Source organism: Streptomyces sp. NPDC059009 (assembly GCF_042740175.1).
Classification (GTDB): domain Bacteria; phylum Actinomycetota; class Actinomycetes; order Streptomycetales; family Streptomycetaceae; genus Streptomyces.
Genome location: NZ_JBHYJB010000035.1, coordinates 107,056 through 122,762, shown reverse-complemented (window position 1 = coordinate 122,762; position 15,707 = coordinate 107,056). Strand labels below are relative to the sequence as shown.

At 71.3% G+C, this 15,707-nt stretch carries 13 protein-coding genes; 6 read left to right on the top strand and 7 right to left on the bottom strand.

The genetic code is table 11. The features are described 5' to 3' along the window. Positions 1-122 precede the first annotated feature (122 nt). Both meaB and ACFWYM_RS31005 read right to left on the bottom strand, forming a co-directional pair. Positions 123-1,085, bottom strand: a complete 963-nt coding sequence (gene meaB / locus ACFWYM_RS31010; protein ID WP_384844721.1) for a methylmalonyl Co-A mutase-associated GTPase MeaB — start codon at positions 1,083-1,085, stop codon at positions 123-125. Positions 1,086-1,179: 94 nt separating this feature from the next. After that, the gene (locus ACFWYM_RS31005) at positions 1,180-2,382 is read right to left on the bottom strand and encodes an acetyl-CoA C-acetyltransferase (protein ID WP_384844717.1); all 1,203 of its coding nucleotides are present in this window, start codon (positions 2,380-2,382) and stop codon (positions 1,180-1,182) included. Between the two features lie 147 nt (positions 2,383-2,529). Here ACFWYM_RS31005 and mce point away from each other — a divergent pair, with 147 nt between their 5' ends. The 5 genes from mce to ACFWYM_RS30980 all read left to right on the top strand — a co-directional run bounded on the left by mce (position 2,530) and on the right by ACFWYM_RS30980 (position 9,990). Beyond that, positions 2,530-2,970 carry a methylmalonyl-CoA epimerase gene (gene mce, locus ACFWYM_RS31000; RefSeq protein WP_384844714.1) on the top strand — a complete coding sequence of 147 codons (441 nt, stop codon included), beginning with the start codon at positions 2,530-2,532 and terminating at the stop codon, positions 2,968-2,970. A 207-nt stretch (positions 2,971-3,177) separates the two neighbouring features. Then, positions 3,178-7,035, top strand: a complete 3,858-nt coding sequence (gene scy / locus ACFWYM_RS30995) for a polarized growth protein Scy (RefSeq protein WP_384844711.1) — start codon at positions 3,178-3,180, stop codon at positions 7,033-7,035. A gap of 182 nt (positions 7,036-7,217) precedes the next feature. After that, positions 7,218-8,153, top strand: a complete 936-nt coding sequence (locus tag ACFWYM_RS30990; protein WP_384844708.1) for a cellulose-binding protein — start codon at positions 7,218-7,220, stop codon at positions 8,151-8,153. Positions 8,154-8,234: 81 nt separating this feature from the next. Next, positions 8,235-9,215 (top strand): ABC transporter ATP-binding protein, encoded by a 981-nt coding sequence (locus ACFWYM_RS30985; protein ID WP_384844705.1) that lies wholly within the window; start codon positions 8,235-8,237, stop codon positions 9,213-9,215. Between the two features lie 4 nt (positions 9,216-9,219). Continuing rightward, positions 9,220-9,990: an ABC transporter permease gene (locus ACFWYM_RS30980; protein WP_384844702.1), complete on the top strand. Its 771-nt coding sequence runs from the start codon at positions 9,220-9,222 to the stop codon at positions 9,988-9,990. A gap of 12 nt (positions 9,991-10,002) precedes the next feature. Here the strand turns inward: ACFWYM_RS30980 and ACFWYM_RS30975 are convergent, their stop codons facing one another. The 5 genes from ACFWYM_RS30975 to ACFWYM_RS30955 all read right to left on the bottom strand — a co-directional run bounded on the left by ACFWYM_RS30975 (position 10,003) and on the right by ACFWYM_RS30955 (position 13,135). Then, entirely contained in the window at positions 10,003-10,869 is an 867-nt protein-coding gene (locus ACFWYM_RS30975) for a hypothetical protein (protein WP_384844699.1), read from the bottom strand. Positions 10,870-11,031: 162 nt separating this feature from the next. Beyond that, a complete protein-coding gene (locus ACFWYM_RS30970; RefSeq protein ID WP_384844696.1) occupies positions 11,032-11,700 on the bottom strand; it encodes a potassium channel family protein in 669 nt (222 codons plus the stop codon). After that, positions 11,700-12,368, bottom strand: coding sequence for a potassium channel family protein (locus tag ACFWYM_RS30965; RefSeq protein ID WP_384844693.1), 669 nt, complete (start codon positions 12,366-12,368; stop codon positions 11,700-11,702). The genes ACFWYM_RS30970 and ACFWYM_RS30965 overlap by 1 nt, the downstream gene beginning before the upstream one ends. Before the next feature lie 195 nt (positions 12,369-12,563). Further along, positions 12,564-12,803 carry a hypothetical protein gene (locus tag ACFWYM_RS30960; RefSeq protein WP_384844690.1) on the bottom strand — a complete coding sequence of 80 codons (240 nt, stop codon included), beginning with the start codon at positions 12,801-12,803 and terminating at the stop codon, positions 12,564-12,566. Continuing rightward, positions 12,803-13,135, bottom strand: coding sequence for an ArsR/SmtB family transcription factor (locus ACFWYM_RS30955; RefSeq protein ID WP_384844727.1), 333 nt, complete (start codon positions 13,133-13,135; stop codon positions 12,803-12,805). The genes ACFWYM_RS30960 and ACFWYM_RS30955 overlap by 1 nt, the downstream gene beginning before the upstream one ends. A 253-nt stretch (positions 13,136-13,388) precedes the next feature. Here ACFWYM_RS30955 and ACFWYM_RS30950 point away from each other — a divergent pair, with 253 nt between their 5' ends. Next, positions 13,389-15,647, top strand: a complete 2,259-nt coding sequence (locus tag ACFWYM_RS30950) for an MMPL family transporter (RefSeq protein ID WP_384844687.1) — start codon at positions 13,389-13,391, stop codon at positions 15,645-15,647. Positions 15,648-15,707: the final 60 nt, after the last annotated feature.

Here is a 15,707-nt window from a genome sequence, read left to right as displayed (position 1 = left end):
CTATCGCCCCCGACGGGCTTTTTCGCACGAGCCCTTGAGGCGATATCGGTGCCCCGGGGGCGACGGAATCGGCGGATTCGGGAAGGGGCGGGACCGGGGAAAGAACCGCCGGAGGCAGAGCCTCAGCCCCGACCCCCCGTAACCCCCTCCACCAACTCATCCGCGCCCCGATAGGGATCAAGCTCCCCCGCCACGATCCGCTCCGCCAGGGCGCCCAACCGCCGGTCCCCCCGCAGATCCCCGATCCGCTCCCGCAGCGCGGTCACCGCGATCGTCTCCACCTCCCGCGCCGCCCGAGCCACCCGCCGCTCGTTCAGCACCCCGCGCTCCTCCATCCACGCCCGGTGCTTCTCCAGCGCCTCGACGACCTCGTCGGTCCCCTCGCCCCGCGCCGCCACCGTCTTCACGATGGGCGGCCGCCAGTCGCCGGCGGACCGGGACTCCCCGAGGCCCAGCATGTGGTTCAGCTCGCGCGCGGTCGCGTCGGCGCCGTCGCGGTCCGCCTTGTTGACCACGTACACGTCGCCGATCTCCAGGATCCCGGCCTTGGCCGCCTGGATGCCGTCCCCCATCCCCGGGGCCAGCAACACCACACTCGTATCGGCCTGCGAGGCGATCTCCACCTCCGACTGCCCGACCCCCACCGTCTCCACCAGCACCACGTCGCACCCCGCCGCGTCCAGCACCCGGATCGCCTGCGGTGCCGCCCAGGCGAGGCCGCCCAGATGCCCGCGCGTGGCCATGGAGCGGATGTAGACGCCCGGATCCGACGCATGCTCGGACATCCGCACCCGGTCGCCCAGCAGCGCGCCCCCGCTGAACGGCGACGACGGGTCCACGGCCAGCACCCCGACCCGCTTCCCGGCCCGCCGGTACGCGCTGACCAGGGCCGACGTCGATGTGGACTTGCCGACGCCGGGCGACCCCGTGAGGCCGACGACATAGGCGTGCCCGGCGAGCGGGGCGAGCGCCGCCATCACCTCACGCAGCTGCGGGGACGCCCCCTCGACCAGTGAGATCAGCCGGGCCACGGCCCGCGGCCTGCCCTCCCGGGCCTGTGCCACGAGCGAGGGGACGTCCTGCATCACAGCTCCGTTCCTACGTACGAAAGTGCGGGCGTACGAAAGCGCGGGCAGAGCGACCGGCGGCGGCGCCGTCACGGACGCCGCCCGCCGGGGCTCAGCCCTTGGCCACCTTCACGATCAGCGCGTCGCCCTGCCCGCCGCCACCGCACAGCGCGGCCGCACCCACACCGCCGCCGCGCCGCTTCAGCTCAAGGGCGAGGTGCAGCACGAGACGGGCGCCGGACATACCGATCGGGTGACCGAGGGCAATGGCGCCGCCGTTGACGTTCACCTTTTCCGAGGACACCCCGAGGTCCTTCATTGACTGCACCGCGACCGCGGCGAAAGCCTCGTTGATCTCGATCAGATCGAGGTTCTCGACCCCGAGCCCCTCCTTCTTCAGGGCGTGCAGGATCGCGTTCGACGGCTGCGACTGGAGGGAGTTGTCCGGGCCCGCCACATTGCCGTGTGCCCCGATCTCGGCGATCCAGTCGAGCCCCAGCTCCTGCGCCTTGGCCTTGGACATGACCACGACCGCGGCGGCGCCGTCGGAGATCTGCGAGGCCGAACCGGCCGTGATCGTGCCGTCCTTGGCGAAGGCGGGGCGCAGCTTGGCGAGGGACTCCACCGTCGTGTCCGCGCGGATGCCCTCGTCCTCGGAGACGAGGACCGGCTCGCCCTTGCGCTGCGGGATCTCGACCGGGGTGATCTCGGCCCGGAACAGGCCGTCCTTCTGCGCCTTGGCGGCCCGCTGGTGCGACTGCGCGGCGATCTCGTCCTGCTCGGGGCGGGCGAGGCCGAGGCGAGTGTTGTGCTTCTCCGTCGACTCGCCCATGGCGACGCCGTCGAAGGAGTCGGTCAGCCCGTCGTGCGCCATGGAGTCGAGCATCTCGATGGCGCCGTACTTGTGGCCCGCACGGGACTTGGGGAGCAGGTGGGGGGCGTTGGTCATGGACTCCTGGCCGCCCGCGACGACCACGTCGAACTCACCGGCGCGGATCAGCTGGTCGGCGAGCGCGATGGCGTCGAGGCCGGAGAGGCAGACCTTGTTGACGGTGAGCGCGGGGACGTTCATGGGGATGCCCGCCTTGACCGCGGCCTGGCGCGCCGGGATCTGCCCCGCCCCGGCCTGCAGCACCTGCCCCATGATCACGTACTGCACCTGGTCGCCGCCGATCCCCGCACGGTCGAGGGCGGCCTTGATCGCGAAGCCGCCCAGGTCGGCGCCCGAGAAGGACTTCAGGGAACCGAGGAGACGGCCCATGGGCGTGCGCGCGCCCGCGACGATCACTGAGGTGGTTCCGGTCGTTCCAGACATGTGGCACGGCCCCTTCCAGCGTTGAAGCTGAGGAGAGTGAACGAGGGTTTACTTGAATGTACTGAGCGGTAAGCCATGCGTCACCGGCCATCCGGTGTGATCGCGCGCACGTTGCGTAATCGCCTTCCGGCGCGCTGCACTTGAAGCATGCTGACGCGAATCGACCACATCGGGATCGCCTGTTTCGACCTCGACAAGACCGTCGAGTTCTACGAGAAGACGTACGGCTTCACGGTGTTCCACTCCGAGGTCAACGAGGAGCAGGGCGTGCGTGAGGCCATGCTCAAGATCAATGAGACGAGCGACGGGGGCGCCTCCTACCTCCAGCTCCTCGAGCCCACCCGCGAGGACTCCGCGGTCGGCAAGTGGCTGGCCAAGAACGGCGAGGGCGTGCACCACATCGCCTTCGGCACCGCGGACGTGGACGGGGACGCCGCCGCCATCAAGGACAAGGGCGTACGGGTCCTCTACGAAGAGCCGCGGATCGGCTCCATGGGCTCCCGCATCACGTTCCTGCACCCCAAGGACTGCCATGGAGTCCTCACGGAACTGGTCACCTCCGCGTCCCAGGACTCCCCGGAGCACTGACCTCCGCATACTTGGGCCGGTAGGGTTGGGTGCGGCCGTCCACTCGTGGGGCGGTCGCGAACCGGGGTCCGGGTATCGGGGGGCGTGCGTCGGGGCAGTGCGGCCCCTGCTCCGCTGTTGATCTGACACCATTCCCCGGGGGCCCCGTTCGGCGGATGGACGGGGTTCGTTTGGAGAGACTTGCGACCGGACGGATGGGACCGCGCAGTGCGGGGCTACGAACGCCAGGAGAGCTCGCGGGCTGAGGCAGGCCGTACCGACAGCCTTTCGCGGTTCGAGGCCGAGATGGACCGGCTGAAGACCGAGCGCGAGAAGGCCATCCAGCACGCCGAGGACCTCGGCTACCAGGTCGAGGTGTTGCGCGCCAAGCTGCACGAGGCGCGCCGCAACCTCGCGTCCCGCCCTGCCTACGACGGCGCGGACATCGGCTACCAGGCCGAGCAGCTGCTCCGTAATGCCCAGGTCCAGGCCGACCAGCTGCGCGCCGACGCCGAGCGCGAGCTGCGCGACGCCCGCGCCCAGACGCAGCGCATCCTCCAGGAGCACGCCGAACAGCAGTCCCGGCTCCAGTCGGAGCTGCACGCCGAGGCCGTCTCCCGGCGCCAGCAGCTCGACCAGGAGCTCAACGAGCGCCGCCAGACCGTCGAGTCGCACGTCAACGAGAACGTGGCGTGGGCCGAGCAGCTCCGCGCCCGCACCGAGCAGCAGGCCCGCCGCCTGCTCGACGAGTCCCGCACCGAGGCGGACCAGGCCCTGGCCGCCGCCCGCGCCGAGGCCGAGCGCCTCACCGAGACCGCCCAGCAGCGCCTCGCGAGCGACGCCGAGTCGGCGCGCACCGAGGCCGACGCGATCCTGCGCCGCGCCCGCACCGACGCCGAGCGCCTCCTGAACGCGGCGTCGACGCAGGCCCAGGAGGCCACCGACCACGCCGAGCAGCTGCGCTCCTCCACGGCGACCGAGTCGGACCAGGCCCGCCGCCAGTCCGCCGAGCTGGCCCGCACCGCCGAGCAGCGCATGGCGGAGGCCGAGACCGCCCTGCGCGAGGCGCGCAGCGAGGCGGAGAAGGTCATCGCCGAGGCCAAGGAGGCGGCGGCCAAGCAGCTGGCGTCCGCCGAGGCCGCCGGCGAGCAGCGCACGCGTACCGCCAAGGAGCAGGTGGCGCGGCTGGTCAGCGAGGCCACCAAGGAGGCCGAGGCCACCAAGTCCGAGGCCGAGCAGGCCGTGGCGGACGCCAAGGCCGAGGCCGAGAAGCTGATCGCGGAGGCCGGCGAGAAGGCCCGTACGGTCACGGCCGAGGAGACCGCCTCCCAGCTCGCCAAGGCCGCGCGCACCGCGGAGGAGGTCCTCAACAAGGCGTCGGAGGACGCCAAGTCGACCACGAAGGCCGCCGCCGAGGAGGCCGAGCGGCTGCGCTCGGAGGCCGAGGCCGAGGCGGACCGGCTGCGCAGCGAGGCGCACGACATCGCCGAGGAGCTCAAGGGCGCGGCGAAGGACGACACCAAGGAGTACCGCGCCAAGACCGTCGAGCTGCAGGAGGAGGCCCGCCGTCTTCGGGGCGAGGCCGAGCAGCTGCGGGCGGACGCGGTCGCCGAGGGCGAGCGGATCCGCGGCGAGGCCCGGCGCGAGGCCGTCCAGAAGATCGAGGAAGGCGCCAGCTCCGCCGAGGAGCTGCTGACGAAGGCGAAGGCCGACGCCGAGGAGCTGCGCACCTCCGCCGCCACCGAGAGCGAGCGGGTCCGCACCGAGGCCATCGAGCGCGCCACGACGCTGCGCAAGCAGGCCGAGGAGACCCTGGAGCGCACCCGCGCGGAGGCCGAGCGGCATCGCGAGGAGGCCGCCGAGCAGGCCGAGGCCACCAAGTCCGAGGCCGAACAGGCCGCGCGGGCGCAGCGCGAGGAGACCGAGCGGGCCATAGCGGCACGCCAGGCCGAGGCCGCCGAGGAGCTGACCCGGCTGCACACGGAGGCCGAGGAGCGCCTGGCCACCGCCGAGCAGTCCCTGACGGACGCGCGCGCGGAGGCCGAGCGCCTGCGCAAGGAGGCCGCCGACGAGACGGAGCGGCTGCGCACGGAGGCCGCCGAGCGCATCCGTACGCTGCAGTCGCAGGCGGAGACCGAGGCCGAGCGGCTGCGCACCGAGGCCGCCTCGGACGCCTCGCAGGCGCGCGCCGAGGGCGAGGCCGTCGCCGTACGGCTGCGTTCGGAGGCCGCCGCGGAGGCGGAGCGGCTGAAGTCGGAGGCCCAGGAGTCCGCGGACCGTGTCCGCGCCGAGGCCACCGCCGCCGCCGAGCGCCTGTCCACCGAGGCCGCCGAGGCGCTCTCCGCCGCCCAGGAGGAGGCCGCGCGGCGCCGCCGGGAGGCCGAGGAGACCCTCAGCTCCGCGCGCGCGGAGGCCGATCAGGAGCGCGAGCGGGCCCGCGAGCAGAGCGAGGAGCTCCTCGCGTCGGCGCGCAACCGCGTCGAGGAGGCCCAGGCCGAGGCGGTCCGCCTGGTCGAGGAGGCCGACCGGCGGGCCACGGAGCTGGTGTCGAACGCGGAGTCGACGGCCCAGTCCGTACGGGATTCCGTGGCCGGGCTCCAGGAGCAGGCGCAGGAGGAGATCGCGGGCCTGCGCAGCGCCGCCGAGCACGCGGCGGAGCGCACCCGCAAAGAGGCTCAGGACGAGGCGGACCGGGTCCGCGCCGACGCGTACGCGGAGCGGGAGCGGGCCTCGCAGGACGCCACCCGCACGCGCGGCGAGGCGGCGGAGGAGGCCGAGGCCGCCAAGTCCCTTGCGGAGCGCACGGTTTCGGAGGCGATCGCGGAGTCCGAGCGGATGCGCGCGGACGCCGCGGAGCACGCCCAGCGGGTGCGTACGGAGGCGTCGGACGCCATCGCGTCGGCCGAGCAGGACGCCTCCCGTACCCGCGCCGAGGCCCGCGAGGACGCCAACCGCATCCGCAGCGACGCCGCGAGCCAGGCCGACACGTTGATCGGCGAGGCCACCAGTGAGGCCGAGCGGCTGCAGGCGGAGACCACCGCCGAGGCCGAGCGGGTGCGCGCGGAGTCGGTGGCGAAGGCCGAGAAGCTCATCTCGGACGCGTCGGGCGACGCGGAGCGGCTGCGCGCCGAGGCCGCCGAGACCGTCGGCTCCGCCCAGCAGCACGCCGAGCGGATCCGCAGCGACGCCGAGCGCGTCAAGGCGGACGCGGCGACGGAGGCCGAGCGCCTCACGTCCGAGGCCCGCGACGAGGCGGAGCGCACCCTGGACGAGGCCCGCCAGGCCGCGAACAAGCGCCGCTCCGAGGCCGCCGAGCAGGTCGACAAGCTCATCACGGAGGCGGCCGCCGAGGCCGAGAAGCTCACAACTGACGCGCAGGAGAAGGCGCTGAAGGCGACGACCGACGCGGAGGCGCAGGCCGACACGATGGTGGGCGCCGCCCGCACGGAGGCCGACCGCCTGGTCTCGGAGGCGACCGTCGAGGGCAACTCCCTGGTGGAGCGGGCCCGTACGGACGCGGACGAGCTGCTGGTCGGCGCGCGCCGGGACGCGACGGCGATAAGGGAGCGCTCGGAGGAGCAGCGCGACCGCCTCACCGCCGAGATCGAGGAGCTGCACGAGCGGGCCCGGCGCGAGTCGGCGGAGCAGATGAAGGCCGCGGGCGAGCGCTGCGACGCGCTGGTGAAGGCCGCCGAGGAGCAGCGTGCCGAGGCGGAGGCGAAGGCCAAGGAGCTGGTCTCGGACGCGAGTTCAGAGGCGGGCAAGGTGCGCATCGCCGCCGTCAAGAAGGCCGAGGCGCTCCTCAAGGAGGCCGAGCAGAAGAAGGCCGAGCTGGTGCGCGAGGCCGAGGGCATCAAGGCGGCGGCCGAGGCCGAGGCGCAGCGCATGGTCGACGACGGCAAGCGCGAACTCGACGTCCTGGTCAGACGCCGCGAGGACATCAATGCGGAGATTTCCCGTGTCCAGGACGTGCTGGAAGCGTTGGAATCTTTCGAGGCCCCACCGAGCGCAGGCAAGGACGGTGGCGTCAAGGCCACAGCCGCGGCCGGGTCAACTCGTTCGAGTGGCAAGCCGTCAGAGGGCTAGCCAAAGAGCATCTCCCGTGCTTGGCAAGGACCTTCGGCACTGTTGCTGGCAAGCGCTCCGGCGGTACGCCACTCAAAAGGGGTGTCATTCTCCAGATCAAACGGGCATCTGCTCGATGACACGCCGCTTGGACCCCTAGGATTCCCTCTATCACCTCACCGGTCTCATTCGACAGGAACCCCATGAGCGACACTTCCCCCTACGGCTTCGAGCTTGTGCGGCGTGGGTACGACCGCGCTCAGGTGGACGAACGTATCTCCAAGCTCGTCTCCGACCGTGACAGCGCTCTTGCTCGTATCACTGCTCTGGAAAAGCGCATCGAGGAGCTCCACCTCGAGACGCAGAACGCCCAGGCCCAGGTCGCCGACGCCGAGCCGTCGTACGCCGGGCTCGGCGCGCGCGTCGAGAAGATCCTCCGCCTCGCCGAGGAGGAGGCCAAGGACCTGCGCGAGGAGGCCCGGCGCGCGGCCGAGCAGCACCGCGAGCTCGCCGAGTCGGCCGCCCAGCAGGTGCGCAACGACGCCGAGTCGTTCGCCGCCGAGCGCAAGGCCAAGGCGGAGGACGAGGGCGTCCGGATCGTCGAGAAGGCCAAGGGCGAGGCCAACGCGCTGCGGGCCGAGGCGCAGAAGGACGCGCAGTCCAAGCGCGAGGAGGCGGACGCCCTCTTCGAGGAGACCCGCGCCAAGGCCGCCCAGGCGGCCGCGGACTTCGAGACGAACCTCGCCAAGCGCCGTGAGCAGTCCGAGCGCGACCTGGCCTCGCGTCAGGCCAAGGCCGAGAAGCGGCTCGCGGAGATCGAGCACCGCGCCGAGCAGCTCCGCCTGGAGGCCGAGAAGCTCCGCACGGACGCCGAGCGCCGCGCCCGCCAGACGGTCGAGACGGCCCAGCGCCAGGCCGAGGACATCGTGGCGGACGCCAATGCCAAGGCCGACCGCATCCGCAGCGAATCGGAGCGCGAGCTGGCGGCGCTGACGAACCGTCGCGACTCGATCAACGCCCAGCTGACCAACGTCCGCGAGATGCTGGCGACGCTCACCGGTGCGGCCGTGGCCGCCGCCGGTGCGCCCGCCGAGGACGAGCCGATCTCTCGCGGGGTCCCCGCGCAGCAGACCCGCTAGTCCCCACCCCTTCGGGGCACGACGAAGCCCCCTGCCACGCCTAAGTGGCAGGGGGCTTTGTCCCGTTTTAGCGTTGCGGTCATGATCGAGCTCGAGGGGCTGACCAAGCGGTACGGCGAGAAAGTGGCCGTCAATAACCTGACCTTCACCGTGCACCCCGGTGTCGTCACCGGCTTCCTCGGGCCGAACGGCGCGGGCAAGTCCACGACCATGCGCATGATGCTCGGCCTCGACCGGCCCTCGGCGGGCCGCGTCCGGATCGACGGCCGCGCCTACGACCAGATCAGGCACCCGCTGAAGTACATCGGCGCCCTGCTCGACGCGAAGGCCATGCACGGCGGCCGCAGCGCCTACAACCACCTGCTGTGCCTCGCACAGTCCAACGGCATCCCCGCGAGCCGCGTCCGTGAGGTCCTCGACACGGTCGGGCTCACCGCGGTCGCCAAGAAGAAGGCCAAGGGCTTCTCGCTCGGCATGGGCCAGCGGCTCGGCATCGCGGGCGCGCTCCTCGGCGACCCCGAGATCCTGATGTTCGACGAGCCGGTCAACGGGCTCGACCCCGAGGGCATCCACTGGATCCGGAACCTGATGAAGGGGCTCGCCGCCCAGGGCCGCACGGTCTTCGTCTCCTCGCACCTGATGAGCGAGATGGCGCTGACCGCCGACCACCTGGTCGTCATCGGGCAGGGCCGCCTCCTCGCGGACACCTCGATGGCCGACTTCATCAAGCAGAACTCCCGCGGCTACGTACGGCTGCGCTCCCCCCAGCAGGAGCGGCTGCGCGATGTGCTGCACGAGGCCGGGATCGCCGCCGTGGAGGCGGGCAACGGCACCCTCGAGGTGGACGGCCGCTCCTCCGACGAGATCGGTGAACTCGCCGCGCAGCACCAGCTCGTCCTGCATGAGCTGAGCCCGCAACAAGCCTCCCTGGAGGAGGCGTTCATGCAGCTCACGGCCGAGTCCGTGGAGTACCACGCGCACTCCGAGACCAAGCCCCCGGACACCAGCGGCTGGGGCGGTCAGTGGTCGCAGCAGTCACCGCAGAAGCAGCAGGAGGGCTGAGCCGATGTCATCGACACGGGTTCTGAAGTCGGAGTGGACCAAGATCCGCTCGGTGTCGTCGACGGTGTGGACGCTCGGCCTCGCGGTGGTCGTCACCATCGCCCTCGGGCTGCTGATCAGCATTCTGTCCAAGAACGACTACGACAAGCTCAGCACGGAGGACAAGCTCACCTTCGACCCGACCTTCATCAGCTTCGCCGGGATGAGCCTCGGCCAGCTCGCGATGATCGTCTTCGGTGTCCTGGTGGTCTCGAACGAGTACAGCACCGGCATGATCCGCACCTCGCTCGCGGCCGTCCCGCAGCGCGGCAAGTTCCTCTTCAGCAAGGTCGCCGTCGCCACCGCGCTCGCCCTCGTCGTCGGCATGGCCACCGCCTTCCTGGCGTTCTTCGTGGGCCAGTCGGTGCTCGGCACCCACAGGGCGCACATCGGCGACCCGGGCGTGCTGCGCGCGGTCATCGGCGGCGGGCTCTACATGACGCTCATCGCGATGTTCTCGATGGGCGTCGCGGCGATGCTGCGCAGCCCGATGCTCTCGCTCGGCATCCTGATGCCGTTCTTCTTCCTGATCTCCAACATCCTCGGCAACGTCTCGGCGACCAAGAAGATCGGCCGCTTCCTGCCCGACCAGGCCGGCAGCAAGATCATGCAGGTCAAGACGCCGTTCGACGACGACACCCCGTACGGGCCCTGGGGCGGCCTCGCGATCATGGTCGCGTGGGTGGTGGTGGCGCTGATCGGCGGGTACGCGCTGCTGAAGAAGCGCGACGCGTAGCCGTACGGCGGTTCAGTCCTCCTCCGGGGCCGTAGGCGGCGGCAGCAGCTCGTCGAAGCCGTCCCACCCCTCCCACGTCCACACGTCCCGCTCCAGGTCCGGCTGGAGCGGGACGAAGCGCCCGAGCTCGAAGTCGCCCTCGTCCACGTCGAACCAGCGCTCGTCGGCGACCTCGGTGCCCAGGCGTACGGTCCGCGCCGTCAGCCGCACCAGCAGCTTCACGCCGTACGACCGGCTGAGGTCCTTCTCCTGGATCTCGGTGAACGGCAGCTCCGGCACCGGCGCCCCCACCGGTATCCACACCGTGAAGGGCGCCCCGCGCTCGACCGCGAGCCAGTACCGCTCGTCGGCGGGCTGGCCCTTCTCGTCCAGGACCTTCAGCCACTTCTTGTAGATGACGAGGCTGCCGTCGTGCGGCGAGCGCTCCAGGTAGCGCAGGTGCGCGCGGGCGCGCAGGTCCACGACGGAGAGGTTGTCGAAGCGGTTGTAGAAGCGCACCGCGATGATCGCGGCCTGGCTCTCGGCGTGCTCGCGCGCATAGCCGGGGAAGTCGGCGGTCCACGCGTGCGAGATGCTCGCCTTCTCCCGCCACACGAAGGGCCGCAGGGCGAACATCTTGATCACCACGATGCCGAGGAGTACAGCGGGCGCGAGCGCGCCGGTCACCGAGGCGAGGGTGGCGAGGAGCTGGTGGGTGGTGGAGTGCGGCTCGGGGTCGAGGTTGTCGGTGCCCACGCCGGCGCGCAGCACGGTCAGGCTGATGTCGAGAACTCCCTCGACGTCGGTGAACCGCTCCTCCACGGAGCGGGGTGAGCTCTCCGTCAGCGTCCACACCACGCCGATGAGGACGGAGAACACCGCGAGCGCGGCGAGCGTCATCAGCAGCAGCGCGTGGACGGAGCGTCCGGCGATCCACCAGCGAACAGAAGTCCGGTATCGGGGGTGCGCCCGCGGCGCCCCCCCCCCCCCCCCCCCCCCCCCCCCCCCCCACAAACCCCCCCCCCCCCCCCCCCCGGGCCCCCCCCCACTCACGTAATGCGGCTACGCCTCGCGCCGCACCGACAGCAGGTCCTCCAGCTGCTCCTCGCGGGCCTGTGCGGCCACGAACAGGAGCTCGTCGCCCGCCTCGAGGGAGTCCTCACGGGTGGGGGCGAGGACGCGGGTGCCGCGGATGATGGTGACCAGCGAGGTGTCCTCGGGCCACTCGACGTCCCCGACCTGGGTGCCCGCGAGGGCGGACTCGGGCGGGAGCGTGAGCTCGACGAGGTTGGCGTCGCCGTGGCTGAAGCGGAGCAGGCGCACCAGGTCGCCGACGCTCACCGCCTCCTCGACCAGGGCCGACATCAGGCGCGGGGTGGAGACGGCGACGTCCACGCCCCACGACTCGTTGAACAGCCATTCGTTCTTGGGGTTGTTGACGCGGGCGACGACCCGCGGGACCCCGTACTCGGTCTTCGCGAGCAGGGAGACGACGAGGTTGACCTTGTCGTCGCCCGTGGCCGCGATGACCACGTTGCAGCGCTGCAGCGCCGCCTCGTCCAGCGACGTGATCTCGCAGGCGTCGGCGAGCAGCCACTCGGCCTGCGGGACGCGCTCGACCGAGATGGCGGTCGGCGCCTTGTCGATGAGCAGGATCTCGTGCCCGTTCTCCAGGAGCTCACCGGCGATGGAACGGCCCACCGCACCGGCTCCGGCAATGGCGACCCTCATCAGTGACCGCCTTCCTCGGGGCCCTCGGCGAACGCCGCTTCGACCTTGCTGACCTCGTCGGTGCGCATCATCACGTGCACCAGGTCGCCCTCCTGCAGCACCGTCTGCGACGTCGGCAGGATCGCCTCGCCGAGCCGGGTCAGGAAGGCGACGCGCACGCCGGTGTCCTCCTGCAGCTGGCTGATCTTGTGGCCGATCCAGGACGGCGCGGTGTGCACCTCGGCGAGCTGGACGCCGCCGGTGGGGTCGCGCCACAGGGGCTCGGCGCCGGACGGGAGGAGTCGGCGCAGCATCTGGTCGGCGGTCCAGCGGACCGTGGCGACCGTGGGGATGCCCAGGCGCTGGTAGACCTCGGCGCGGCGGGGGTCGTAGATGCGCGCCGCGACATTCTCGATGCCGAACATCTCGCGGGCCACGCGGGCGGCGATGATGTTGGAGTTGTCGCCGCTGGAGACGGCGGCGAAGGCCCCGGCCTCCTCGATGCCGGCCTCGCGCAGCGTGTCCTGGTCGAATCCGACGCCGGTGACCCGGCGTCCGCCGAAGCCGGAGCCCAGGCGGCGGAAGGCGGTGGGGTCCTGGTCGACCACGGCGACCGTGTGCCCCTGTTGTTCCAGGGTCTGGGCAAGAGCGGAACCCACTCTTCCGCAGCCCATGATGACGATGTGCACGACCGTCCTTCCGGCTGTGTCAATACTTTGTGCTCAGGCTGAACGGTAAAAGCGTCTCAGACCGAGCCCCAAGCTACACACGCGCGGTCCGCCGACGGCACCCCCGTGCAGCTCCGGTTGCGCACCGGAGGCGGCCGATCCCGCTCGGCGACGCCGGGTCGGTCCCCCTGCTGCTCGGCGCGTCACTCGGTCCGCTCAGTCCACGCTGAGCAGGAGCTTCTCCAGGGCCTTGACCTGGTGGCTCATCTCCACGAGCTGGAGCTTGGTCGCCTCCTGCTCCGTCCGGGCGCGCTCCACCACCACGCGGTACTGCTCCATGGCATCGGCCCACTGCCGGTCGCGCTCGCGATTGCGCAGCGACTGGAAGTACGCGACGGCCACGACGGCGCCGGCGAGTATGAGGAAGAAAGCGACCGGGATGATCACGTCGTCCATCAGGGCGTCCCCTTGTCTGAGTGCTGTCCGGGCGTGCCCGCTGGATCCTGGCGGACGGCTGCGGTGATCGCAGCCACGTTCAACTGCACGTCGAACGGCGCCAGTTCGAAGTATTTGAGGGCCTTGCCGTCCTCGGAGAGCGCCAGGTTCCCGGTCACCAGACCGGCTTTCTCCAGGCGCTCCAGGTGCATGTAGAGCAGCGGCCGGGACACGCCGAGCCGGCGCGCCAGCTCGCTGACGTAGAGCTGGCCGTCCGCGAGTTCGTTGATGATCCGGATGCGCTGCTCATGGCCCACGGCGGCGAGGAAGGCCAGCAGCTCGGTGCTGTCCATGGCCTCGTCCGCCTTGTCGGCCTCGCCCACCGCTCGCCCTCGCGCTTCTCCGGAACCTGTCAGCCAAGACTTACGCATGGCGGGTTTCGCTGTCAATCCACGTCAGCCCTGATGTCCGGCCCGGGCGCCCCCGAAAGATCTCAGGGTTGACGGTCCGAACCTTCACCTGTCAGCCTCCACTTACATGTAAGTCCGAACTGACACATGAAACGCGGGAACTGATGAGGGTGGGGCTGTGAGAGCAGGGATGGCTGTGACGAGGAAGCGATCGGCCACGGTGCGCGTGGCGCGGTGGAGCGCGCTGCACCCGGGGCGCGCGATCGTCGGGTGGCTGGTGTTCGTGGTGCTGTGCCTGGCGGGCGGGATGGCGCTGGGGACGAACGCCGCGACATCGGCGGACTTCGGCGTCGGCGAGGCGGGGCGCGCCGAGGCCATGGCGACGGAGGGCGGCCTGCAGACCAGGTCCACGGACCAGGTGGTGATCCGCGCCAAGTCCGGCCCGCTGGACCGCGCGGCGGCCGAGGAGGTGGCGCGGGACGTCACCGCCCGCATGAAGAAGCTGCCCGAGGTCCTCGACGTGGAGGCCCCGGTCCGCTCCGCGAACGGCAAGGCCCTGCGCGTGCAGGTCGCCCTGAAGGGCGAGGAGCAGGAGGACCGGGAGAAGGTCCCCGCGCTGCTCGCGGAGACCGAGAAGGTGCAGCGGGCCCACCCGGACCTGGTCGTCGAGGAGTCCGGCAACGCCTCCGTGAGCAAGGGAGTCGAGGACCAGCGCGACGACGACCTCGCGTTCTCCGAGAAGATCACGCTGCCCATCACGCTGATCACGCTGGCCCTGGTCTTCGGCTCCGTGGTCATGGTGGGCGTGCCGCTGCTGCTCGCGATCACCTCGATCATGGCGGCCATGGGGCTGTCGATGGTCGCCTCGCACCTGGTGCCGGACACCGGCGTCGGGATGAGCATGATCCTGCTGATCGGCATGGCCGTCGGCGTCGACTACACGCTCTTCTACCTCAAGCGGGAGCGGGAGGAGCGGGCCCGCGCGGGCGGGCGGCTGAGCTCCGAGGCGCTGGTGGAGGCCGCCGCCGCGACGGCGGGCCGGGCCATCGTGATGTCGGGCCTCGCCGTGGCCGTGTCCACCGCGACGCTCTACCTGGCCGACGACGTGATCTTCTCCTCGCTCGCCACCGGCACCATCCTCGTCGTGGCCGTGGCGGTCGTCAGCTCCGTGACCGTGCTGCCCGCGCTCCTCGTCCGGCTCGGACGGAGCGCGGAGCGCCGGGCGGCCCGCCGCGCCGCCAAGGGCAAGACCCCGAAGCCGTACGCGAAGAAGGGGGAGATGCGCAACGGCAAGGTGTGGACGGCGCTCCTCGCCCCGGCCCGCAAGCACCCCGCGGCCACGCTCCTCGTCTCCGTCCTCGCCATGGTCGGGCTCGCCCTGCCCGCCCTCGACCTGCACCTCAAGGACCCGTCCCGGGACAGCTTCTCGCGGTCGATCCCGGCCATGAAGGACTACGACAAGCTCCTCGCCGACTTCCCCGACCTGCGCATCCGGCACCAGATCGTGGTGCGCGCCGACGCCTCGAAGTCGGCCGTGGTCGACGGCCGGCTGCGCGAGCTCGACCGCAAGACCCAGGCCGACCCGCTCTTCGCGCACCATGCGGGCGAGCCGCGGATCCACAGGTCCGACGACCGCCGCGTCACCACCCTCGAGGTGTTCGCGCCGCACGTGACGTACTCGAAGAAGGCCACCGAGTCGCTCGACCGCATCCGCGAGGACTATGTGCCGGTCACGGTCGGCGCGGTGGCCGGCGCCGAGACCGCCGTCACCGGCGACGTCCCGCGCGGCATCGACTACGTCGCCCACCAGAACGAGAAGATGCCGCTCGTCCTCGGCCTGCTGCTCCTGACCACCTTCGTCATGACGGTCTACACGTTCCGCTCCGTCGTGCTCGGGCTGCTCGGCGCCGTGCTCAACCTGCTCTCCGCCGCCTCCGCGCTCGGGCTGCTCGCCCTGGTCTTCCAGGGGAGCTGGGCCGAGGGGCTGCTCTCCTTCGTGTCGCTCGGCGGGATCTCCTCGCGGGTGCCGCTGTTCCTCTTCGTGATCCTCTTCGGGCTGTCGATGGACTACCAGGTCTTCGTGGTCAGCCGGATCCGGGAGGCGGCGCTGAACGGGGTGCCGACGCGGCAGGCGGTCCTGGACGGGATCGCCTCGTCCGCGAAGGTCGTCACCAGTGCGGCGCTCGTCATGGTCACCGTCTTCGCGAGCTTCGTGATGCTGCACATCCTGGAGATGAAGCAGATGGGCTTCGTGCTCGCTGCGGCCGTGCTGCTCGACGCGTTCGTGATCCGCGTCATGATCCTGCCCGCGGCGCTGCTGCTGCTCGGCGAGCGGACCTGGTGGCCCTCGCGCGCGGTGCGTCGCGCAGGGGAGCACCTGACCAAGAGGTACGCGACCGCGGCCGGTGCGCCGGAGCGCTCGCTGACCGGATACGGGGCACCGGAGCGCCGCTGAATCGAGCAGTTGGGGGAGCGGAGTGGTCGGCATCTTGATGGACCCCTTACGATCCTCTGC

Coding starts and splice junctions, on each gene's coding strand:
- meaB (WP_384844721.1), bottom strand. CDS start 1,085: ATGCAGGACGTCCCCTCGCTCGTGGCACAGGCCCGGGAGGGCAGGCCG.
- ACFWYM_RS31005 (WP_384844717.1), bottom strand. CDS start 2,382: ATGTCTGGAACGACCGGAACCACCTCAGTGATCGTCGCGGGCGCGCGC.
- ACFWYM_RS30960 (WP_384844690.1), bottom strand. CDS start 12,803: ATGGACGACGTGATCATCCCGGTCGCTTTCTTCCTCATACTCGCCGGC.
- ACFWYM_RS30980 (WP_384844702.1), top strand. CDS start 9,220: ATGTCATCGACACGGGTTCTGAAGTCGGAGTGGACCAAGATCCGCTCG.
- ACFWYM_RS30990 (WP_384844708.1), top strand. CDS start 7,218: ATGAGCGACACTTCCCCCTACGGCTTCGAGCTTGTGCGGCGTGGGTAC.
- ACFWYM_RS30975 (WP_384844699.1), bottom strand. CDS start 10,869: ATGACGCTCGCCGCGCTCGCGGTGTTCTCCGTCCTCATCGGCGTGGTG.
- mce (WP_384844714.1), top strand. CDS start 2,530: ATGCTGACGCGAATCGACCACATCGGGATCGCCTGTTTCGACCTCGAC.
- ACFWYM_RS30955 (WP_384844727.1), bottom strand. CDS start 13,135: ATGGACAGCACCGAGCTGCTGGCCTTCCTCGCCGCCGTGGGCCATGAG.
- ACFWYM_RS30970 (WP_384844696.1), bottom strand. CDS start 11,700: ATGAGGGTCGCCATTGCCGGAGCCGGTGCGGTGGGCCGTTCCATCGCC.
- ACFWYM_RS30985 (WP_384844705.1), top strand. CDS start 8,235: ATGATCGAGCTCGAGGGGCTGACCAAGCGGTACGGCGAGAAAGTGGCC.